Origin of the sequence: Bacillus sp. FSL R7-0166, assembly GCF_038008935.1 — a bacterium.
Classification (GTDB): domain Bacteria; phylum Bacillota; class Bacilli; order Bacillales; family Bacillaceae; genus Bacillus; species Bacillus altitudinis.
The window spans coordinates 3581206-3604420 of record NZ_JBBPAC010000001.1; the positions used below are offsets into that span (position 1 = coordinate 3581206).

A 23215-nucleotide genomic window follows, 5' to 3' on the forward strand; every position below is an offset into this window, starting at 1 on the left:
GGCTGCCAAAGATGTGCCGGTATTTTTTACTGGCACCCCTCTGCGCCTAGCTGTTAAGTACACGTTGGATGAAAACATCAGGTATACTAGAGACAGCTTGACGTGACATCAATCGTATGGAAGGGGTTATGAATAGAATGAGAATAGCAACCATTGGAACAGGTGTGATTGTGGAAGGATTCCTCCAGGCAATTGAACAGCTTGAAGGTGCTTCTTGCCACGCTGTCTATTCAAGAAAGGACGCTACGGCAAAGAAACTCGCAGATCAATTTGGGGTGCAAACGACTTATACGGATTTAACCGCTATGTTAGAAGATCCCCAGATAGAAGCGGTATATATCGCATCACCCAATCGTTTACATAGCGAGCATGCCACGGCTGCATTGAAACACGGAAAACATGTGATTTGCGAAAAGCCTTTTACCTCTAATGTGAAAGAGCTAGAAGCCTTAATCGCTCTCGCAAAGGAAAAGCAGCTCTTCCTATTTGAAGCCATTACAACCGTTCATATGCCCAACTATCATTTAATCAAAAAACACCTTCATCAATTAGGCAGAATCAAACTCGTTCAATGTAACTATAGTCAATATTCAAGTAAATATAATCAGCTGCTCGCCGGGGAAACGCCGAATGTCTTTAACCCAGAGTTTTCTGGCGGTGCCCTAATGGATATTAACATTTACAATGTTCATTTCATTATGAATCTATTTGGTTCACCGAAAGACGTTCGTTACCAGGCCAACCGCCATCCAAACGGCATCGACACATCTGGTGTTTTAACTTTTACTTACAATGATTTCATCGCCACAAGTGTTGGCAGCAAAGATACAAGCAGTATGAATTTCGCTTTGATTCAAGGGGAAAAAGGGTTCCTACATGTGAAAAATGGTGCGAATGGCTGTGAGGAAGTGTTGCTGCATATAGGAGACCAAGTCACTTCACTCAATGCACAAACCAATTCAAACCGCCTGTTTTATGAAGCAGAAGCATTTCAGCATATCATTGAAACCGGAAATGTCGAAAAGTGTTATGAATGGCTTGATGACAGTCTTTCTGTCATGAAGGTTCTTGAAGCCGCTAGGAAAGACGCCGGTATTGTTTTCCCAGCGGATCATGCTTAAATAAAAAAACCGCCTTCTGATGAAAAGGCGGTTTTTTGACATTAGATACTCTTTGAATATGCCACCAGACGCTGAGACATATGATTCACTTCATCAACTGAAGCGTTCACTTGCTCTGTTAAAGCAGCCTGTGTTTGCGTAAGAGCTGTCATATTGGAGATATTTTCAAGAATTTGATCGATTTGTGTTTTCATTTCAGTTAAACTAGATTCGATATTTTCTGTCGCATTGGCACTATGAAGCGCTAGCTTACGCACTTCATCGGCAACGACTGAGAAACCGCGTCCCTGCTCGCCTGCTCTTGCTGCTTCAATCGCGGCATTCAAACCAAGCAGATTCGTTTGGTTTGCCACTTCTTTGATTAAGTCTGAAATGTTCTTCGTCTCATCTGCACTGTTTTTCGCCAGATTAGCAGCAGACGTTGACTGCTCTTGAGCGACAGCAAGCTCTTGTGCTTGGTTTGTCACAGAACTGATGCCAGATACCATTTCACTAATAGAACTTGAAAGCTGCTCTACTTGAGAAGCCATTTCATTCGCTGTTTTTTCTTTATTTTTTTCTAACGTAATATCACGAATCGTTCCTGCGACACGTAAAGGGACACCCTTCTCATCACGAATGGTTTCACCGCCCGCATGATACCAGCGATACTCGCCATTTTTACTCTGCAATCTATAATCAATGTCAAATGGTGTGCGGCCAGAATGGTCATTTAAGTGATCCGCAAAGGCTTGGAGAGCCGACTCTTTATCTTCAGGATGCAAACGATCACTCCAGCTGCTCAACACGTTCGGGAAATCCTTTTCATCTGTAAAACCAAGCGTTTTTCTAAACTGCGGAGACCACCAGAATTCATTGTTTGGATTGACAGGATCGCCAGCCTCTACAACCATATCCCAAGGAGCTTCCACAAGCGCACGGTTGATCAAGTCATATCTTGTCACGAATGCTTGCAGCTCTTCTTCTTTCAATTTCTGATCATGAATATCAAAAAGAGCCCCTGCCACACGAAGAGGTACCCCATTTCGATCTCGAATCGTCGTTCCAGTTGCTTTGAACCAGCGATACTCGCCATTTTTCAACTTCAGACGATACTCGATATCATACGGTGTACGGCCAGAATGATCCAATAAATGCGTAGAGAATGCATTCAAGGTGTATTCCTGCTCATCTGGATGAATTCGAGATGCCCAGCTGTCTAAGACATTAGGAAAATCGTTTTCATTTTGAAAACCTAGCATTCTGCGGAAATCATCTGTCCATGTGAATTCGTTTTTTGGATTCACAGGATCTCCTGCTACAACCGTCATATCCCATAGACCCACTTTAATCGCTTTTGTCACTAAATTCATACGCATATGAATATCTTCTTGCGCTTCTTGCATCTTTTGCAACGCTTCATTTATTTGAGCCACTGCTTCTATTGTTTGACTAGAAGAGAATGCAGCAGTATCAATTCTGGCTGAAAAATCTCCCTTCTCAATTCGTTCAACTAATTGACTGCTTTCACTAAGAAGGGCCCCCGACGATGAATCACTTGCTTTTCTCATAAACATCTTCAATAACTCCTTTCATTCTTCCATACTTTTTTGAAATATTTTACAGTTATAAATAATTCTTTATTAGGACTTTAGTAATACAAAAGATATATCGACAAAAACTGAAAATTGTTTATGTCAGAATGAAGGCAAATGTTCATTTTTTCACGAAGTTTCAGATTTTGGGGATGGGTCATGGAAAGGATTTATGGAAGAAAACGGCTCATTTGATAGAATCAACCGCCTATTTTGTCTGAAAAATCTCTTTTTTTATATTGACACTGACCGCTCGAAAAAAGAAAATGGAACATAAGCATTTTAAAAAAGGAGAACGTCATGAGCGCGAATCAGGAACAACACGAATTAAAAAAGCTTTTATCGCCGCGTCATATTCGCATGATTGCGATGGGCGGGGTCATTGGTACAGGAATCTTTAAAGGAAGTGCCGATACAATCGGCTTAGCAGGTCCTGGAGTTATCTTTTCCTATGTATTTGCTGGATTGCTTCTTCTCATTGTCATGGCGGCTTTAGCTGAAATGGCCATCGTCTACCCGGGGAATAACCTTCGCGACCTCATACAGATTGCGCTTGGTCAACGTTTTTCATTTGTTGTCGGATGGGTTTACTGTTTTATGTGGCTCACTGTATGTGTCATTGAAATCATTGCAGCGGGGAGTTTGCTTCAATATTGGATGCCAAACGTACCATTATGGTCTTTATGTTTACTTTGCTCGCTCTTAGTCATCGGAATTAATTTAAATAATGTAAAATACTTTGGTGAAATTGAGTTTTGGTTCGCTGGAATGAAGATTTTCGTTATTATTGTGTTTATTATTCTCGGTGCTGCATTATTATTTGGAATCATTCCGAGTGAACAAAGCACGCCTGTTCTCACCAATTACCAAAACTTTGTCCCGAACGGATGGGGCGCTGTTTTTGCTTCATTATTAGTGGTGATCTTCTCGTATGGAGGCTCTGAATTGATCGGGCTGACCATTACAGAAACAAAGGATGCAGAAAAGGTGTTACCTGGTGTTGTCAAAAGTATGATGTGGCGCATCATCTTGTTTTACACACTGCCGATTTTGATTATTTGTGGACTCATTCCTTGGAATCAAATTGATCCGAATAACAGTCCTTTTGTCCAAGTCTTTTCAGCAGCTGGCATGCAGGGTGCCTCTCACTTCATTAATTTCGTCTTAATTACAGCTGTTCTATCTGCCGCCAACTCTGGTATTTACGGTACGACGAGAATGATTCATTCTCTATCTAAATCAGACGGCGGTCCAAAAAAGCTGGCACAGGTCAACAAAAGAGGTGTACCTATTTTAAGTTTATGGGTGACCGTTCTGTTTCTTTTAATCGGAACATTCTTTGCTTACTTGTACCCAGATCAAATTTTCAGCTATATGCTGGCTATTCCTGGTTTTGCGGTTTCTCTTATTTGGATCAGCATCTGTCTGGCACATTTGAAACTGCGTCCAAGATATCCACAGGAGCCGTATTTCAAAGTTTGGTTATTTCCGTATTTCACTTTATTTGCTGGTCTTGTACTCAGTGTCAGTTTTGTTCTGTTCCTATTCAGACCAGAGAACTTACCTAGCTCGATTATCAGTATCGGTTTCTTAGCAGCCGCCATCATTGCTTCATTCTTAATGAAAAAGAAAGCTTAGAAACGCATGAAAAAACCCGCCTCAATGGCGGGTATCAAATTGTTGACAAAGGGCTAAAATGAACTTGATTTTAGCCCTTTGTCTTCTTTTCAGCGTGATAGAAAACCTTTGCAGTCTAGGAAGGACGAGTACTGGCGCGGAGCGAATTTGACATTCGTGAGCACCAGCGCGCAGGACTGACACCGAATGCGAGGGTTTGTCTACACGCTGAAACCCGCCTCAGTGGCGGGTTTTTTCATGAGCAGCTGCTGTGACTTCGAAATCGACAGACGCTTTTGGGATGCCGTTGATGATGATGGTTAATGTATGAATGCCCTCATAGTGCTTTCTCGTTGTCATATTTTGAAACGACTGTGACCGGACAAATTCTCTATGCAGCGCCGATCCTGTTTCAAATTCTGTGATTTTAAATACCTTTTGATTGCGTGTACCACGAGCTTTCACGTAATCAACGGCATACTCTACGCGCAGCTTTAATGGCTTATCTGCCTGAAGAATAAAATGAAAGGTCAGCTTCTCTCCAATACGAACGGGGTCTTGCGTCACCTTCAAATCCGTTACTTGGATAGACGGATCATCTCCATAGCCAAATAAAGCCATGATATCTGGATCGCCTTTTTTCAATAACGTACGGGATGCATGTTTGACAATCCAGTTTGTATGTTCATTGGTTCCATACCAGCTTTTGACCATTTGCTTCATGAGGTCTGGCTGAATTGCAGAAATATCATTTAAATGATTCGCTACACTTTTTTGCACATACTTGGCCGAATCTGACTTCAAATTTTCTAAAATGGGCAGCGTGACAGAAGGGTCCTTTTTCAGCGCAGGGACGGATAATCCCCACGGCAAACGAGGCCTGCATCCTTCACTAGCGAGACGGCGAATATGTTCATTTTGATCCTGTGACCACACAAGCATCTGCGCCAGCATTCTCTCTTGATCTTGTATGAGAAAAGGTCGAACGGCAAATTCAGCAGTGGAAAACGGTGTAAAGTATTCAAGTGCTTTGATCGAAATATCCCAATGGTCAACACCATATGTCTCGACATAGTCTGGAAATACGAGCGCACTGAGCCCTGTAAAATGCGGTGCTGTCTGACGCAGTACATCGATTGCCTTCTCATAATCTTCAGGCAGACAGGCGTGCATCGATTCAGTTACTCTTCTCATTCGTCCTTTCAACTCCAGCTGCTCCCAATCCTCTTGAAACACGAGCTGCTGAAAGTGACCAGCATCAAATACAGTTGACGCTTGCACCAGTTTTTCTGCTAAATGTTGAATAAATGGTTCATTATATACATGTTTTAAAGGTTCGATCGTGTCCGCCTCCCATAGCTCAATATCATTATTTTATCCTAAATTGTCAAAAGCGGCATAACAACAAGCTAAAACAGCCCAATTCCGAAGAATTGAGCTGTTGTCCCGTTATATAAACATATTAATAATCATAATAAATGCAATGGCGCTAACGGAAATGATGGTCTCCATAGCCGTCCATGTCAAGAACGTCTCTTTGATGGTCATACCAAAATACTCTTTGATCAGCCAAAAACCAGAATCATTGACATGAGACAAAATCAGTGAACCCGCTCCTGTTGCTAAAACAAGCAGCTCTCTGCTCACATCCGGCATGGATGCAGCGATTGGGGCTACAATTCCAGCCGCTGTCATCATGGATACTGTAGCTGATCCTGTTGCCACACGAATAACCGCAGCAATCAACCAGCTAAGTAAAATCGGTGAGATTGGGGAGTGTTTGGCTAAATCAGCAATATAATCCCCAACACCTGAATCGATCAGTACATTATTGAACGCTCCGCCTGCACCAATCACAAGCAGAATGGAAGCGATCGGTCCCAAACAATCATTACTGAATGACAGCACTCGGTCACGGCTCATCCCTTGTATAAAGCCAAGGCTAAAGAAAGAATACACTGTCGCAATCAGTAAAGCTGTTATAGGATCTCCAATGTACTTGAACATCTGATACCACATACTATCCTCTGGCAAAATAATTTCCGCCAACGTGGCAAGCAGCATAAGAATGACCGGCACCAAAATGGTAAACATCGTATTTGCAAAACCAGGAAGCTTCCGATCAGCATGTCGTTCCGTGAATTGCTTTCTGAGCAGCTCTGGAACTGGTTTATGTATCCGTTTTCCAATCCACTTACCATACAGCGGTCCAGCGATAATAGCTGTTGGCAAACCGACGATGATTGAAAAGAAAATCGTTTTCCCCACGTTGGCATGATAGATGCCTACTGCTGCCATTGCAGCTGGGTGAGGCGGGACTAGCCCATGCACAACAGACAAGCCTGCGATTAATGAAATCCCAATCGTCACAAGCGAAATGCCCGTTTCAATCGCAATGGTAAAGAGTAAAGGAATGAGAAGAACAAATCCGACCTGGAAAAAGACAGGTATCCCCACGATAAAGGCTACAAACATCATCGCCCAATGCACATTCTTCGTCCCAAAACGACTGATGAGTGTTTGAGCGATCCGCTCAGCGCCCCCTGACTCAGCCATCATTTTCCCAAGCATGGTCCCAAGCGCTAGCACTATCGCCAGTAACGATAACGTGTTCCCTAATCCCGTTTTAATCGATTGAATGATTTCCTGTAAATCCATTCCTGTAGCAAAACCTACTAGCATAGAGGTAATGATCAAACTCACAAACGGATTCAACTTAGCGACTGTAATGAGAATGAGTAAAAGGACAATCGCCGCAATCACAATGAATAAAAGCATGTTCTCCCACCTTTTCCCCGATGTTTAACGATTTTGTTTTAATTGCAACGCACTAATGACATCAAATTCATCCTTCAGTTTGTCATAGAGACGCTCATATAAATAAAACAGCTCTATGTATGTTTCGTTGTTCTTCATATTTGGTTCATGGCGGGCAGAAATACGAATCCATTCCTGCACCTCTTCTATCTCTTCCATATGACCTAAACTATGAAGTGCAAGGACAGCCGCCCCAAGTGCGGAAGCCTCGTAGCTTTCTGGAACGAGCACTTCTCTGCCCATCGTATCGGCTAAAATCTGCCGCCATAACGGGGATCTCGCAAATCCACCAGAAGCCCTGACATCCTTCGCTGGACCTGTTAAATCTCTTAGTGCCACACCGATCGAGAAAACACTCATAATGACGCCTTCTAACACGGCTCTAATAAAGTGCTCGCGCTTATGCTGAAGACTGATCCCGAAGAACGTGCCTCTTGCGTTTGGATTCCAATAAGGTGCTCGCTCACCTGTTAAAAATGGTAGAAACAGCAGTCCTTCTGAGCCAGCTGGAACCTTCTCTGCAATATCAATCATCAGATCGTAAGGGTCTACACCTAGACGCTTTGCTACCTCCACCTCGGAAGACCCAAATTCATCCTTGAGCCATCTCAGCATAATTCCGCCGTTATTGGTCGGTCCTCCGACCACCCAATGCTTGTCTGTCAATGCATAGCAAAATGTTCTTGATTGCTCATCTGTAATTGGATGATCTACGACTGTACGTACTGCACCACTTGTCCCAATCGTGACTGCTACCTCACCTTTGCCAATTGCACCAACACCAAGATTCGCTAGGACACCGTCATTTGCACCCACAACAAATGGTGTATCTTCTTCAATGCCCATTCGCAGCGCAATTTCTGGCTGAAGCCCACGCAGCTGATGCGTCGTTGGAACAAGTTCAGACAGCTGATTCACCTGAATTCCTGCAATACGTAGTGCCTTCTCGTCCCATTGAAGCGTTTCCAATCGGAACAGTCCTGTTGCTGATGCGATTGAATAATCGACCACATACTGACCGAAGAAATGATAAAGAACATACTCTTTGATGGAAATGAATTTTGCTGCCTGATTGAAGACGTCAGGTGTCACTTCCTTGATCCATCGTATTTTTGAAAGCGGTGACATTGGATGGATCGGTGTTCCGGTTCTTTTATAAATTTGAAAGCCATCTAAGTCCGTTATGATTCGTTTCGCTTGTTCTGCACTTCTGTTATCAGCCCAAATGATACTGTTTGTTAATGCTTTTCCATTCTCATCCATGACGATTAAGGAATGCATCGCCGTACTAATTCCCACACCTATGAGATTTTTTGCATCAAATGCTGCTTTCGTCAAGGCGCCTCTTACACTCGCAATCACAGCATCTAAAATATGTTCAGGGTTCTGCTCAACCCATGCTGGCTGGGGGTGAATGAGGTCATAAGGAACAGAATGTTTTGATATGACTTTCCCCTGTGGTCCAAATAGAACCGCCTTTGTACTTGTTGTTCCAATATCCAAACCAATTACCGCCTGGTTTCCCTTCATCTGTATCACGCCCAATCATTGATTTGAAATAAAGTGTCGTGGTGCTGGTGTACCTGATAAATCCCATTATAGGAATATTTTTTTCGACATTCAACGATCAAAAAGAAAATAATTTTCATTTAAAACCTTAGAATCGTTACCACAACAGCATTTTTCACTAATAGAAAAATTTATTTTTGAAACCATTACACTCTTTTTTGAGAAATGGTTTCTCTCATTTGCTTTAAGTTTGTTAATGTTTCCTGCTGCCTTAAATGTGCAAGCGCAAAATATAGCACATCAATCACAGTAAGCTGGGCAAGCCTAGCAGACATCGCTTCCGTTCGGAAAGCCGTTTCTTGCGTTGATGTATACAGCGTGACATCTGCAAGCTGACTCAATGGAGAACGCTGATAGCTTGTAATGCCTATGGTTTTCGCTCCTTTTTCCTTGGCTGTTTTCATCGCATCCAGCAAATCCTTATTTCGACCAGAATGAGATATACCAAGCACTGTGCTCTTTTGATCAAGCAGACCTGCCGACATCGCTTGAAAGTGAGAATCTGTATGAACAATACAGTTGATGCCTGTTCTCATAAATTTGTGAAAAGCATCTGTGGCGATGAGGCCAGACCCACCGCTGCCATAAAACTCTAAGCGCTCTGCTTCATGGATTAATTGTACGGCTTTTTCTACATCTTCTGGATTCAACAATTGAAAACTATCCTTTAATGCAGTGATGTTCGCCTGAAATACCTTTTGCATAAAAACGGCAGTATCATCGTCAAGACTCATCTCTTCATCTACATAATCAGGCTTCGTTTGGTCTATTTCCTGGGCAATAGCAATCTTCAAATCTTGATACCCCTCAAATCCAAGCCTTTTACAAAGACGAAAAATCGTTGCCTCTGAGCTCGCTGTCTTTTTGGCAAGCTCGACAATCGACAAATGGATGATGTCGCGGGGCTCACTTGTAATGTGCTCAGCAATTGCTTTCAGTTTTGGCGGCAATCCTCTGCTTGCTGCCCTTATCTTATCCATACTACTTAAACTGACAGAAGCCAATTGACTTCACTCCTTCCTCATTCATGTGAGCGCATACATTTCCTCATGTTCCCATCTTATAAAAAAGAAGCCTGTTTGCACAGACTTCTTTTTTAAGAATTCAAGACTTTGATCATTAAATCAAAAAACCCTTCAGCATCTACATCCATACACACTTGAAGATTGCGATCTTTTCCCCATTGGTGCTGAAAATCACATATCATTTGACCATCGCAGAACTCACTTTTCGTCTCCACTTCTACATGAAAAGCCTGTGTATTCACAAGTTGTTTATCAATTGCAAGACTTACAGCAAGCGGATCATGCATGGCACATGCCCACACCCCATTCCGCTCAAAATAGCGCTGGCGGTAAATGCTTGTGCTCTCTCTGATATAACTGGCTAACGTTTCATTTTGAATGGCATCAATTCTCTCATCCGTTAACAAGACCTGTCTCGTGACATCCAGCCCTACTTGAGTCAGTGAAGGGAAACCAGCCTCCAGCACCAATTTCGTCGCTTCTGGATCTGCATATGTATTAAATTCCGCAACCGGTGTGACATTTCCCTGTCCCTGCACGACACCCCCCATAAAAATGACTTCTTTCACATGATGAATCAGCTCAGGGCATTTTTTTACCGCAAGGGCTAAATTCGTTAACGGCCCTGTCAACACGAGCGTAACCTGCTTCGAATACTTCAGCACTTGGTCAATGATAAAATCAGACGCAAAACCTTCATCTGCGGTCTTCTTAGGCCGGGCGTCCTTTAAAGCGCCGCCAATTCCATCCTCCCCATGCACCCGATGTTCATAATGAGGGGCTCTCAAAAGAGGCGTTACTGCACCTTTGATGACAGGGATTTCCTCTGCCTCAACCAGCTCAAGCACTTTACACGTATTCAACGTCGCCGCTTCAACAGACACATTCCCGCACACCGTTGTGATCCCCAACATATCAAACCGCTTACTTTTCACTGCAAGCAAAATACCAATCGCATCATCAATTCCAGTGTCTACATCCAAGATCAATTTCTTTTTATTTGCCATGTTTGAAAGCTCTCCCTTGTTTGTAAGTGTTGTTAGGGGAATGATAGCATATTTTGAAATTGATTTAGGGAATCAATCGGCTTTGTCGACTTGTTATTTCACTTTTTCTCCAATGTCTTTCAAATATTGTTCGCGTTCTTTTTTAGATAAACTATTTAAATAGTCTTCTTTCACTTGAGGATCAAAATCATCCCAGTTCTCAAAACGATCTCCTAGTTCTCCTGAATAACTCATTGAACCGATTTCTTTTGTTCTATACTTTAATGAAGCGGAGAACTCGTACTTTTCTGGCTCATCATTTATATATCCTCTAATTACGATGTAGCCCATAGGATTAATAGTTACCCTCTCCTTAAACGTTATGGTCTTAATAAAGTGATGGATGTCTTCTTTGCGTAAACATTCTTCTATTTTAGGCTTCATTTTTTCTGCGAGCTCTTCTGCTTTTTCTTGATCGCTCTTTTCTTTTACCACATCATTTGATTTACTTTGCTTATTGTGCTGAGTGATTAACGAAGTCACTGAGACAATGATGATAACGACCAAAACAGATACAAGTTTTATTGTGTTTTTCATGTCTACCGTTGCCACCTTCTTAATAATGAAAAATAAAAAAGGTAATTTATCAACTTTTTGTTATTTATCCCCAATATCCTTGAGGTACTGTTCACGTTCTTTTTCAGAGAGTCGTTTAAGATAGTTTCCCTTTATTTCAGGCTCTTCTTTATATTTATCCCAGTTTTTAAAGCGATATGATAAATCAGGAGAATGACTCATCGAACCTATTTCATTAGATTTGTATATTAATGATGCAGAAAAATGATATTTTTCTGCATCGTTATTTATATATCCATCAACTGTGACATAACCCATAGGGCTTATAGATACATTTTTTTTAAATGTGATGGTTTTAATAAAATTGTGAATATCTTTTTCATGTAAATATTCTTCAATTTTTGGTTTCATCTTTTCTGCGAATTCTTCGGCCTTTTCTTGATCGCTTTTCTCTTGCACTACTTCATCTGAAAAACTCTGATGAATGTACTCTACAACAAACACAGTTACGGAGATGACGGCGACCACAATTATGATAGAAAATTTCATGATATTTTTCATAAAAAGCAAAACTCCTTAATGAACTTTAATCAGCTGACTATTGAATTTGACAAAATAAAAACAGGTAGGCTAGTACCTGTTTTACTCTTTTTCTCCAATGTCTCTCAGATACTGATCACGTTCCTCCTTAGTAAAACTTTTAAGGTAATTTTCTTTCACTTCCGGCTCATCTTTATATTCTTCCCAATCTATAAAGCGGTCTGATAAATCAGGGTCATAACTCATTGAACCGATTTTTTTAGCTCTATATTGTAAAGAAGCTGAGAAACCGTACTTTTCCGGTTCATCATTTACATAACCATCAATCGTAATATCTCCCATTGGGTTAATGGTCACATCTTTTTCAAACGTTATGGTTTTTATAAAGTTATGAATATCTCTTTTGTGTAAGTGCTCTTCAATCTTGGGTTTCATCTTCTCTGCAAACTCTTCTGCTAATTCTTGATCACTCTTTTCTCTTTCTTCCACGATATTTTTTCCTCCCGCATCGTTTGATTCTTTTTTCTTGTCAAATTCTAGAATAAGTAAAATCACTGAGATAACTATGACGAGAACTAGAACACATATAATTTTAATTGTATTTTTCATTTAAATAATATCCACCTTTTATTGATATAATAGAGATATTTTTTGTATAATAAGCGATAGATCTAAAATAGATATTTATACCACTACATAATATAATTACCAAATATAAAGATAACAGGAGTGTTAATATTGACCATAAAGTCAACTCGATTTAAGCTTACTGACGAAGACTATAAAGAAATATCAACAAAATCTTATGCTATTAAAAACTATAAGGACTATAAAGAAATAGAAATTAGCAATGATAGAAAAATGTATGTCATTGACTATAAAGAAACAGAAAAAGGGCTTAACTCACTAACTCTGGTATCAAAGGATGACTTTATTCGATCCGGTAAAGGCAAAGACCTCACCAAAATCAAAAACGCCGTCATCGCCTACCGCGGATCAGAACCAATTGGCGCAGGCCAATATAAAGATACCATTAAAAAACATGGAAAAAAAGAGTCAGATGATCTTCTTTCTACCATTTTGACAAAGCTTCCTCCTTTTAGCCAGTCAGAGACGTCAAAGGAAGTCACGACGAAGATGACGACAGGGACAACGACCTATACAAATGAGATTGTACAAGATTGGTTGATTTCAGATACGAAGTATTTGATTAAAAATATCCCTTTTGAACACGGTGCAGAGAATCAAATGGTGCAAGCGGACCGGTATGCGAAAGAGATCCATAAGAAAATGCCGAATGCGAAGATGTATGTGACAGGGCATTCACTTGGCGGGTCAAATGCTTCTTATGTTCTTGTCAAAAATGATTTTATTAAAGGCGGGGTCACCTTTGAGAATCCGAATATTTACCCAAATCTATCGGATGGTCTGCAAGCCAAAGCATTAAAAGGTGATTACCGTAGTAGATTAACAGAATATATCAATCTCAATGACGGGCTATCTCTCTTAAATCGTCATACGACAGAAATCGGTCGTGTGAAAGTGATGTATGATGCCGCTTTACCTGAAGGCGTCGATTACACTGAGGACTCCTCAAAGGCCGTCCAATTTATGAAAAATCTCCTCAATCGGGCAATGAGTGTGAATCCTTCACTTGATGCGAATTTATTTCTTGAAGCCCTCGCCGGCAGCCATGGCTTAGACCGGTATTCCTTTTCGTCAGATGGCTCCGTTCAAACCATTGATGATATGTTGAGAAAAAACCCTTCTCTCACTGCCGCCATGTTACATCAATTGAGCCAATCAAATGTTCACCCGCAAAGTGTGGTAGCGATTTTAATCAAGTCGCATGTTCTTATGAACACAGGTCGTACATTCTCCACATATGCCGAGCACCATATGCAGCAAATCATTCGCAAAATTGAGAAACTCGATGACAAAGTGGATCAATCGGTGGAACGCGTTCGTTCAAGATACAAACAAATTGTCGGTTTTGGTTCGTATGATCAGCTGACGGCTTCAGATGTGGATGCTGTCATTCGCCACTTAAAAACAGAGGGTCTTGAAAATGAGTTCTATTCAGTTAAAAAGTATGATGCAGCGATTGATCATGCGATGGATATGAAAAGGTGGACGGACTCAATATCAGATGATATGAGCCAGCTAGGAAAACAATACCACGATGCAGATACAACCCTTGCCAAGAATATGGGGATTTCTTAAGGAGTACGACAAATGGAATTTTCAAAGAAACAACCAACAGATGCAGATCGTTTTTTGCAGAGAGTGACAGATACGCATACATCAAGCTCCATCTTCTCTCAAGCAAACTTTAACACGGAAGACATGACACCAGCAGAGCTGGCTGCTTTGAAGGCAAAGATCAAAGAAGAACAGAAAACAGCGCTGATCAGAGCCATCCGGCATCAACTTCAAAATGAATTTGCAGAGGATCGTCAAGAAGCCAAAAAAATAGTAGATCTAATTGATGACCTTCTGATTAACGTGTACAAACATCAAAAGAACATCCAAACCCATATGTCAGGTGAAGCGATTGACGCCTTAATCGAAAAAATCGAAAAAAGACTCACATTTTTTGAGCTGAAAGAAGATGTTCAATCCGCCATCGACTCGATCGGCATTTAAATGAACCTTCTATCCGGTGAATCTTTTCCCCGTTTCACTCGTATATACTAAAAGAGTGATTGATTTGAAAGGAGATCTGTTTGTGGGATATATGTTGTTATTTTCGGTTGTGATCGGTCTTGTCCTGACCCTTTTGCTCACACCACTCAGGTTAATCGTTAGAAAGAAAGGGACTGAACAACAGGTGCCGCTTATGTGGATTGCGGGACTGGCACTGCTGTTCATCATCGGGATTTTCGGCTTCTACTACATCACCAATTTAGACCGCAACCCATCATCACTGTGGCTCATTGGACTTGTTGTGACAGCAGCAGGTGCCTTTTTATCAGTGGGATTGGAGCGAAAGATCAAAGGCGTATTATTTCTCATTTTATTGTTGCTCGGTGTTTATATGGCAACCGCTTTTCTATTTAATGCAAATGAGAAATTCGACGTGTCTAAAATGGAGCAAAAAGTCGAAATCAAAGCGTTTGATGAGACAGAAACACCTGCGAGTGTACCACCGCAATTTGCTCGCAATAAGATGAAGAAATCGTTCGGACAGGTGCCAAACACGAGCTACTACGAGCTTGGCAGCTTGCAAATTCAGAAGGTCAATGGTGAGTATGTGTATATCGCACCCGTCGAGTTCTCCGATTTCTTTAAATGGATTCGTTCTGGTAGCACACCAGGTTACTTTACATTAAGTGCGACCGACTCATCTGCCAATCCAAAGTTTGTGAAAACCGAGATGGTCTATACGCCTTCTTCCTATTTCAATAAGGAAATTGAGCGGCATATCCGTCTTCAGTACCCAGACTTGATTTTCTATGGAGACACGCAGCTCGAGATCAATGATGATGGCAAGCCTTATTACATCCAAACATTTGGAGATTTCATCTCTGCACGAAACGGGTTTAAAGCTTCAGGTGTGGTTGTTGTGGATGCCAAAACGGGTGAAACGAAGAAATATTCCTTAGACAAAGTACCAGCCTTTATTGATGGCGCTGTTTCGCCAGAGGCCGTCAGTCTGCAAAATAGTTACTTCGGCAACTATGTTCATGGTTTCTGGAACAGTATGTTTGGAAAATCAGATGTGAAGCTGCCTTCAGACGAGGGAACGGAAGCCAATGTAAGTCCAGTGTTTGATTCAAAAGGGGATATGTATTACTTCACAGATTTCACCAGTCCAAAAGAGGGCGTTGATTCCATGCTCGGGTATGCACTGACAAATGCCCGAACAGGAAAAGCTACGTATTATACGGGTAATCTTGAAGAATCCTACATGGATTCACAGGGAGCTTTGCAAATTATTGAGAAACGATTTATCGAGAAGAAATGGAAGGGCCGCATGCCGATTCTTTATAATTTCTACGGGGAAGCCAGCTGGCTTACACCTGTTCTTGATTCAAACGGGTTCCTGCAAAACTACTTTATTGTTTCGGCAGCCAATCCTGAGATCGCCGCATACGCTTCTACACCAAACGAAGCACTAAGAGCCTATAAAACAGCTCTTCAAAAAGGCGGCGGTACCGTCAATAGTTCATCAAAGCAAGAAAAGAAAGAGTCAACAGGCAAAGTGAAGAGGGTGTATAAGGAAAAGACCGGTGATTATACAACCGTCACCTTCTTACTAGACGATGGGAAAAACTACACCATGTCATCTGAAAAAGAGCCTCTTATTATTTATTTAAAAGAAGGCGATCAAGTCACCATGAAGTACACAGATACAGGTGAGATTTTCCTACCAGTCGATGAAATCAACATCAAAGGATTATAAAAAAAAGACGTTTCTCCTACTGCGGAGAAGCGTCTTTTCTCTCTTTTCTCAACAACTCAACAAGCAATTCCTTATTCTTATTCCCACCTGTCATCGGGGATTCGACATAGGAAAATGTCCGTTTAAAGTCCATTCCCCTCACAGAAATGACAGCCAATTCCCCGCCAATGCTGCCCCGCTGGAGGACATATTTAGATAAAACAGACAGCCCCATTCCATGAATGACAGCTTCTTTAATCGCTTGATTGCTGCTAAATGTCACAAAGGTCCGCGCTTTCAGTCCATTTGATTTCAGGACGTGCTGTAAGTATTCTCCTGTCCCAGATCCCTCTTCTCTTGTGATCCATGTTTCATTTTGCAATTGATCAATGGTGACATCCTTTTTCTTTGCAAACGGATGGTCTAATGGGGCAACGATATACAGTTCATCCTCTAGAAACGTTTCCACAGAGAGTTCTTTGTCATTGGTTTGTCCTTCGATCAGTCCGATGTCGACATGGAACAACCGAACATGTCTAGCGATCGCCTCTGTATTATCAATGACTACCTCAATATCAACATGCGGATAAAGCTGATGAAATTGTGCCAAGATTTGCGGCAGCACATACTCCCCAATGGTAAAACTCGCTCCAATCGTGAGCTTCCCTCGTGCCAGATGATGATGCTCATAAATATCCTGCTTCGCCTGTTCATATAAACGAATGATTTGTTTTGATCGATGGTACAGCATATCCCCAGTTGGCGTCACCGTTAATTGCTTTGGCGAACGATTGAGCAGAACCGTCTGAAATTCCTGCTCCAAGTTCTTAATGTGAAGACTGACACTCGGTTGAGAAATCCGTAGCTTCTGAGCTGCTTTTGTAAAGTTTTTCTCTTCTACCACTGTCACAAATGTCTTCAGTGCATCATAATACATCTGTCCCTCTCCTATCAGAAATCTTAATCCTACATCTTCAATACATATATCTTACTAATTCCTTTCGAGATCGTAAAGAACAGTCTAAACGCAATCAATTTAATAAAAATATTTACTAATTTTTTTAAAGACTCTATACTGAAAGGAGATATTTTCTATAGGAGGTGCTGACTTGGCAGCTAAAATAAAGGACATTGCGGAAAAAGCCGGATTATCCATCGCTACCGTGTCTCGCGTATTGAACCAAGATCCCAACCTATCTGTTACAGATCAAACACGTGAGAGAGTATACGCGGCAGCAGAAGCTTTGTCCTATCAAAAAAAGACATTCAAACATTCACTAAAAAAAATTGCCTTTCTCTATTGGATGACCGAAAAAGAAGAGCTTGAAGATATTTATTTTAAATCCATTCGTCTAGGCATTGAGGAACTCACCAATACCCGAAGCTTAAATGTTACCGCTTACAACCCGTCTGATGGTCTTCAATCGATTGATCCTTCTACAGAAGGCATCATCGCCATCGGTCGATTTAAAAAAACTGAGCTTGATCAATTATATGCGATCACAAAACATATCGTCTTTATTGATACATCACCAGATGAAGACCGCTTTGATTCTGTAAAACCAAACCTGAAACGAATTGTAGAAAAGATTATTGATTCTTTTATCGAAAAACAGCACACATCCATCGGATTTATTGGCGGGACAGATCTTGATCTCAATACAAATAGGCGGATTCCAGATATTCGTGAAACGACCTTCCGCCAGTACATGACAGCACACAACAAACTGGATGAACAATTGGTCTATATCGGTCACCACTTCTCTGTAGATGAAGGCTATTCATTGATGATGAAGGCGATCGACGAGCTCGGTGATCACCTGCCAACCGCTTTTTGTGTCGCAAGTGATCCTCTTGCGATAGGCTGTTTACAAGCATTAAATGAACGCGGTTTTTCTTTACCAAATCGAGTGAGTGTCTTTAGTATCAACGATATTCACGTCTCTCAATATGTGTCACCACCGCTCACAACTTATCACATCCATACCTCTTTACTTTGCGAAACAGCTGTCGATTTACTTTTAGAAAGACTTGTTGATGGCAGAACATTACCAAAAACCGTGCTGATTGCCTCAGAACCTGTCTTTCGGAAAAGCACGATATAAACAGCTGGAAGGCCTGCCGTATATGGTGGGCTTCTTTTCTCTTTATTTCAGTAAAAAATTTTACTTAATAAATTTAATAAAATGTGTTTACTTTTTTTACTCAAGTTGATATTCTCACATTAAGAAAGCGTTTTCTTATCATCTGTGAAAAAAGAACGAGAGGGGATTACGAATGAAAAAGGGAAAATGGGCGACATTATCGGCAGTCGTTGGTACTGCTGTGCTTCTGCTGTCAGCATGCGGACCAGGAGATGACAATTCAAGCGGTACACAGCCGGCATCTACAGGTACAAAGACCTTGCTAGTGTGGGAGGATGTCAAAAAGTCTGATGGGATTCAAGACGCTGTCAAAGAATTTGAAAAACAAAACGACGTGAAAGTCAAAGTAGTCGAAAAAGCATATGCCGACCAAATTGAAGCGCTTCGTCTTGATGGCGCAGCCGGCACTGGTCCAGATGTCATCACCATGCCTCACGACCAAATTGGATCAGCTGTCACAGAGGGATTGTTACAAGAAATCAAACCAGATCAAAAAGTAATCAATTCCTTCACAGACGAATCGATTCAATCACAAACGGTAGATGGTAAGCTGTATGGCCTGCCAAAATCCGTTGAAACCACTGTGCTTTTCTATAACAAAGACCTTGTGAAAAAGGCACCAACGACACTCGATGGCTGGTATGACCTTTCGAAAAAGCTGACAAAGGACGGGAAATACGGTTTTGTTGCGAAGTGGGATGAAATTTATTACGCACAAAGTGTATTAGGCGGTTCAGGCGGCTATATTTTCAAACAGAAAAACGATGGGTCTTATGACGTCAATGATATTGGTCTTAATAACGATGGTGCCATCGAAGGCGGAAAATACATTCAGACATTCTTTAGCGAAGGTCTTTTCCCGAAAGGCATCATTGGTGAGCAAGGAATCAATGTCCTCAATTCCTTATTCACTGAGAAAAAGGCAGCGGCTGTGATTTCTGGTCCATGGTCATTTGGTCCTTATAAAGAAGCGGGTATCGACTATGGCGTGACGGAACTGCCAACACTCCCTAACGGAAAACATATGAGCTCGTTCTTAGGTGTAAAGAGCTACAACGTCTCCTCTTATTCTAAAAATAAAGAACTTGCCGAGAAATTTGTTGAGTTTATTACGAACGAAAAAAATTCGAAAAAGCGCTTTGAAGTCACAGAGGAAATTCCACCAGTGAAAAAGCTGATGAAAGACCCAGTCATTACTGAAAACGCTAATGCGGATGCTGTTTCAAAGCAAACGAAATATGCCACGCTGACACCGAACAATCCAGAAATGGCAGAGGTGTGGAAGCCGATTGACAGCGCATTAGGGCTGATTGCGACCGGCCGTACCGATGTGAAAAAGGCATTTGATGATGCGGTCAAACAAATCGACTCGCAAATTAAAGCGAATCACTCCAAATAAACATCAAGCGCAGGTAGCTGTTCATCTATCATGCTGCCTGCACTTGATCTAATTTCATATGAAGTAGGTGTTAGACGTGACGGGTAACCTTGAACTAGACCGCACACACATAGTGGAATCAAAGACACACCGGAGACGGGCGCTAATGTTCTCTCTTATACCCGGGATGGGGCAAATATACAACAAACAGTATGGCAAAGGGGCACTCTTTTTCCTGTTTGGCGTTTCTTTTCTACTTGTGTTTTATGATTTATTCAATATTGGCTTCTGGGGGCTGTTCACACTTGGTACGATGCTGCCTCGTGACAACTCTGTTTTCCTTTTAGCAAAAGGAATTATTGCACTTTTAACAGCTGGATTTGGCATCGGTTTTTATGTACTCATGATACGAGATGCATTTATGAACGGAAAGAAACGTGATCAAGGGGTTCCGCTTCATTCCATCCGTGCTCAATACCATCAGCTCATCGATCAAGGCTTTCCTTACTTAATGAGCACTCCTGCTTTCTTTTTACTTCTATTCTCTGTTGTCTTTCCTATTATGTTCAGCTTTGCGCTGGCCTTTACAAACTATGATTTATACCACTCGCCTCCTGCCAATCTCATTGATTGGGTAGGCATCAAAAACTTTCAAAATATCTTTTCAATCGATATTTGGAGAGACACATTCATTGATGTACTGGGCTGGACGGTCGTATGGACGTTGGCTGCATCGACCCTTCAATGTGCTGTCGGCATTTTCCTAGCGGTTCTGCTCAATCAAAAAGATTTAAAAGGAAAACGGTTTTTCAGAACGATTTTGATTCTGCCGTGGGCTGTTCCAGGATTTGTGACCATTTTGGTGTTTGCTGGATTGTTTAACGACACGTTTGGTGCGATCAACAATACCCTTTTTGCATCGATTGGAATTGATCCAAAACCATGGCTGACAGATCCATTTTGGAGCAAAATTGCTCTTATTGCGATGCAGACTTGGCTTGGTTTTCCTTTTGTGTTCATTATGACAACCGGCGTTTTGCAGGCCATTCCTGAAGATTTATACGAGGCTGCAACCATTGATGGGGCAAATTTCTTTCAGAAATTCCGTTCCATTACATTACCGCTTGTCCTCTATTCAATTGCACCTATATTAATCACGCAGTATACGTTTAACTTTAACAACTTTAATATCATCTACTTATTTAATGGCGGAGGACCGCCTGTTGCTGGATCCACAGCGGGGGGCACAGACATCTTGGTGTCTTGGATTTACAAACTGACGATGCAGTCTTCTCAATATGCACTTGCTGCAGCTGTTACGATCTTACTGTCAATCTTCGTCATTGCCATTGCACTTTGGCAGTTTAAGAGAACGAATTCATTCAAAGAGGAGGACATGATGTGATATGGGATCAAAACAAAATAAGCTCATTCGCCTGAGTATCACTTATTTCATCCTTTTCATTGCCTCCGTTTGTATTCTATATCCACTCCTTTGGACGATCGGCGCTTCCTTTAATCCTGGGAACAGCCTGATGAGCACAAGCATGTTTCCGAAGAATCCAACGTTCAGCCACTTTACAGAACTCTTCTTCGGTCAGGGAGCACTTTATGCGAAATGGTATTGGAACTCAATGAAAATCAGTATTGCGACTATGCTCTTAACGTTGATACTTGTCAGCTTTACAGGTTATGCCTTTTCTAGGTTCCGATTCAAAGGACGCAAGAATGGACTGATGCTCTTTTTGCTGCTGCAAATGATTCCTCAATTTTCAGCACTGATTGCCATATTTGTATTGGCTCAAATGCTTGGACTCATTAACAGCCACCTTGCATTGATTTTGATTTATGCAGGCGGACAAATTCCGATGAATACGTATTTAATGAAAGGCTATCTTGATGCGATTCCAAAGGATCTCGATGAATCAGCCAGAATGGATGGCGCAGGGCATTTCCGGATTTTCATCCAAATTATTATGCCGCTTGCCAAGCCGATTTTAGCCGTTGTTGCCATCAACTCATTTACAGGACCGCTCGGTGATTTCATCATCTCCAGTGTCATTGTCCGCTCACCCGAAATGTATACGCTCCCAATCGGTCTATACAATCTTGTATCAGACAAAATGGGTGCCAGCTACACGACCTTTGCAGCCGGGGCTTTACTCATTGCGATTCCAGTTGCTTTATTGTTTCTTGTTTTACAAAAACAATTTGTATCCGGCCTCACACAAGGCGGGACAAAAGGATAAGGGGAGATTTGATGAAGAAATGGTTGCTTGTCACTGTTGTCGTTTTCTTTCTGATGGGGTTAGGTATTCTGCCTGAAGCAAAGGCTGATACGATTTCGGTGAAACCGATCAATGGATTGCAAGGTGATTTCATCAAAGGAGCCGATATCTCCATGCTCGCAGAAGTGGAGCGAAGCGGCGGCAAATACTACAACCAAAACTGGCAGCAGGTTGATCCGCTCAAGCTATTAAAAGAGAAAGGTGTCAACTATGTGCGCATCAGACTCTGGAACCATCCATACGACAACCAAGGCCGTGCCTATAACGGCGGGACAAACGATTTAAATACCGCCATTGCTCTCTCGAAACGTGCAAAAGCACAAAACATGAAAGTGCTGCTTGATTTTCACTACAGTGATTTCTGGACCGATCCCGGTAAACAGTTCAAACCGAAAGCTTGGACCAATCTCTCGCAAAGCGATTTAGAAAAAGCTGTTGGCACTTACACAAGCGATGTACTTAAAGCGATGAAAGCACAAAATGCCCTGCCAAATATGGTACAGGTCGGGAATGAATTGAATTCAGGTATGCTTTGGCCGAACGGAAAGAGCTGGGGTGAAGGCGGCGGTGAATTTGACCGGCTCGCTGCTTTGCTAAAAGCGGGGACAAATGCTGTCCGCTCTGTCGATTCAAACATCAAAGTCATGCTTCACCTTGCACATGGAGGAGACAATGGTGCATCTCGCTGGTGGTTTGATGAAATCACCAAACGAGGCGTTTCGTTCGATACGATCGGTTTATCTTACTACCCGTATTGGGACGGCGGATTTAGCGGTCTTACTAACAATATGAATGATATTAGCGCCCGCTATAACAAAGATGTCATCGTGGTAGAAACCGCCTACGGCTTTACAACAGCAAATGGTGACAACCTCGATAACTCATTTAACCAAGATTCAGTCAATACGGCCGGTTATCCAGCATCACCACAAGGGCAGGCATCTTTTATACGAGATCTATCAGAAAAAATTTCACAAGTAAAAAACAATCGCGGGAAAGGGTTCTTTTATTGGGAGCCGCTTTGGATTCCAGCAAAAGGTGCTCCGTGGTCTAGTCAATACGGGCTCGCTTATATTCAAACAACCGGGACAGTCGGGAATGCTTGGGAAAATCAGGCCATGTTCGATTTCAACGGAAAAGCCCTGCCTTCTCTTGATGTATTTAAACAAATGACACCGTAATTAAACAGATAGGAC

Annotated in this window: 20 protein-coding genes; 10 read left to right on the forward strand and 10 right to left on the reverse strand. The window is 41.7% G+C overall.

The features are described 5' to 3' along the window. Positions 1–137: 137 nt before the first annotated feature. Positions 138–1121 carry a Gfo/Idh/MocA family protein gene (locus tag NST01_RS18610; RefSeq protein WP_116306518.1) on the forward strand — a complete coding sequence of 328 codons (984 nt, stop codon included), beginning with the start codon at positions 138–140 and terminating at the stop codon, positions 1119–1121. 41 nt (positions 1122–1162) lie between these two features. Here the strand turns inward: NST01_RS18610 and NST01_RS18615 are convergent, their stop codons facing one another. Further along, complete coding sequence (locus tag NST01_RS18615; protein ID WP_008347318.1) at positions 1163–2677, reverse strand: methyl-accepting chemotaxis protein; 1515 nt, start codon at positions 2675–2677, stop codon at positions 1163–1165. Positions 2678–2995: 318 nt separating this feature from the next. On the opposite strand from NST01_RS18615, the gene NST01_RS18620 reads away from it, so the two are divergent. After that, on the forward strand, positions 2996–4333 hold the full coding sequence (locus tag NST01_RS18620; RefSeq protein ID WP_007498042.1) for an amino acid permease: 1338 nt from the start codon (positions 2996–2998) through the stop codon (positions 4331–4333). Between the two features lie 219 nt (positions 4334–4552). On the opposite strand, the gene NST01_RS18625 is transcribed toward NST01_RS18620, so the two are convergent. The 8 genes from NST01_RS18625 to NST01_RS18660 all read right to left on the reverse strand — a co-directional run bounded on the left by NST01_RS18625 (position 4553) and on the right by NST01_RS18660 (position 12434). Continuing rightward, on the reverse strand, positions 4553–5653 hold the full coding sequence (locus tag NST01_RS18625; protein ID WP_411801829.1) for a DNA alkylation repair protein: 1101 nt from the start codon (positions 5651–5653) through the stop codon (positions 4553–4555). Positions 5654–5761: 108 nt separating this feature from the next. Beyond that, positions 5762–7090, reverse strand: a complete 1329-nt coding sequence (locus NST01_RS18630) for a GntP family permease (RefSeq protein ID WP_249476669.1) — start codon at positions 7088–7090, stop codon at positions 5762–5764. A 24-nt stretch (positions 7091–7114) separates the two neighbouring features. Continuing rightward, entirely contained in the window at positions 7115–8659 is a 1545-nt protein-coding gene (gntK, locus tag NST01_RS18635; protein WP_017359904.1) for a gluconokinase, read from the reverse strand. Between the two features lie 185 nt (positions 8660–8844). Continuing rightward, positions 8845–9678: a MurR/RpiR family transcriptional regulator gene (locus NST01_RS18640; RefSeq protein WP_034646848.1), complete on the reverse strand. Its 834-nt coding sequence runs from the start codon at positions 9676–9678 to the stop codon at positions 8845–8847. A gap of 116 nt (positions 9679–9794) precedes the next feature. Continuing rightward, positions 9795–10730, reverse strand: coding sequence for a nucleoside hydrolase (locus tag NST01_RS18645; RefSeq protein WP_249476668.1), 936 nt, complete (start codon positions 10728–10730; stop codon positions 9795–9797). Positions 10731–10823: 93 nt separating this feature from the next. After that, entirely contained in the window at positions 10824–11306 is a 483-nt protein-coding gene (locus NST01_RS18650; protein ID WP_249476667.1) for a DUF1433 domain-containing protein, read from the reverse strand. Between the two features lie 60 nt (positions 11307–11366). After that, positions 11367–11846 carry a DUF1433 domain-containing protein gene (locus tag NST01_RS18655; RefSeq protein ID WP_048001200.1) on the reverse strand — a complete coding sequence of 160 codons (480 nt, stop codon included), beginning with the start codon at positions 11844–11846 and terminating at the stop codon, positions 11367–11369. Positions 11847–11927: 81 nt separating this feature from the next. Then, positions 11928–12434, reverse strand: coding sequence for a DUF1433 domain-containing protein (locus NST01_RS18660; RefSeq protein WP_035704010.1), 507 nt, complete (start codon positions 12432–12434; stop codon positions 11928–11930). Positions 12435–12563: 129 nt separating this feature from the next. On the opposite strand from NST01_RS18660, the gene NST01_RS18665 reads away from it, so the two are divergent. The 3 genes from NST01_RS18665 to NST01_RS18675 all read left to right on the forward strand — a co-directional run bounded on the left by NST01_RS18665 (position 12564) and on the right by NST01_RS18675 (position 16230). Then, positions 12564–14048: a lipase family protein gene (locus NST01_RS18665; RefSeq protein ID WP_249476666.1), complete on the forward strand. Its 1485-nt coding sequence runs from the start codon at positions 12564–12566 to the stop codon at positions 14046–14048. Between the two features lie 12 nt (positions 14049–14060). Next, positions 14061–14471, forward strand: coding sequence for a hypothetical protein (locus NST01_RS18670; protein WP_098680412.1), 411 nt, complete (start codon positions 14061–14063; stop codon positions 14469–14471). A gap of 82 nt (positions 14472–14553) precedes the next feature. Further along, positions 14554–16230, forward strand: a complete 1677-nt coding sequence (locus NST01_RS18675; RefSeq protein WP_008347341.1) for a hypothetical protein — start codon at positions 14554–14556, stop codon at positions 16228–16230. Positions 16231–16246: 16 nt separating this feature from the next. Here NST01_RS18675 and NST01_RS18680 read toward each other — a convergent pair whose 3' ends face one another. After that, positions 16247–17146, reverse strand: a complete 900-nt coding sequence (locus tag NST01_RS18680) for a LysR family transcriptional regulator (RefSeq protein WP_017359912.1) — start codon at positions 17144–17146, stop codon at positions 16247–16249. 172 nt (positions 17147–17318) lie between these two features. On the opposite strand from NST01_RS18680, the gene NST01_RS18685 reads away from it, so the two are divergent. From NST01_RS18685 to NST01_RS18705, 5 genes are all read left to right on the forward strand, one after another. Further along, positions 17319–18314 carry a LacI family DNA-binding transcriptional regulator gene (locus tag NST01_RS18685; protein ID WP_024720441.1) on the forward strand — a complete coding sequence of 332 codons (996 nt, stop codon included), beginning with the start codon at positions 17319–17321 and terminating at the stop codon, positions 18312–18314. A 172-nt stretch (positions 18315–18486) separates the two neighbouring features. Continuing rightward, positions 18487–19752, forward strand: a complete 1266-nt coding sequence (locus tag NST01_RS18690; protein WP_008347347.1) for an extracellular solute-binding protein — start codon at positions 18487–18489, stop codon at positions 19750–19752. A 145-nt stretch (positions 19753–19897) separates the two neighbouring features. Beyond that, a complete protein-coding gene (locus tag NST01_RS18695) occupies positions 19898–21136 on the forward strand; it encodes a carbohydrate ABC transporter permease (protein WP_045033662.1) in 1239 nt (412 codons plus the stop codon). A 1-nt stretch (position 21137) separates the two neighbouring features. After that, positions 21138–21980 carry a sugar ABC transporter permease gene (locus tag NST01_RS18700; protein ID WP_007497274.1) on the forward strand — a complete coding sequence of 281 codons (843 nt, stop codon included), beginning with the start codon at positions 21138–21140 and terminating at the stop codon, positions 21978–21980. An 11-nt stretch (positions 21981–21991) separates the two neighbouring features. Next, positions 21992–23200, forward strand: coding sequence for a glycoside hydrolase family 53 protein (locus tag NST01_RS18705; protein WP_039962843.1), 1209 nt, complete (start codon positions 21992–21994; stop codon positions 23198–23200). The last annotated feature ends 15 nt before the right edge of the window (positions 23201–23215 follow it).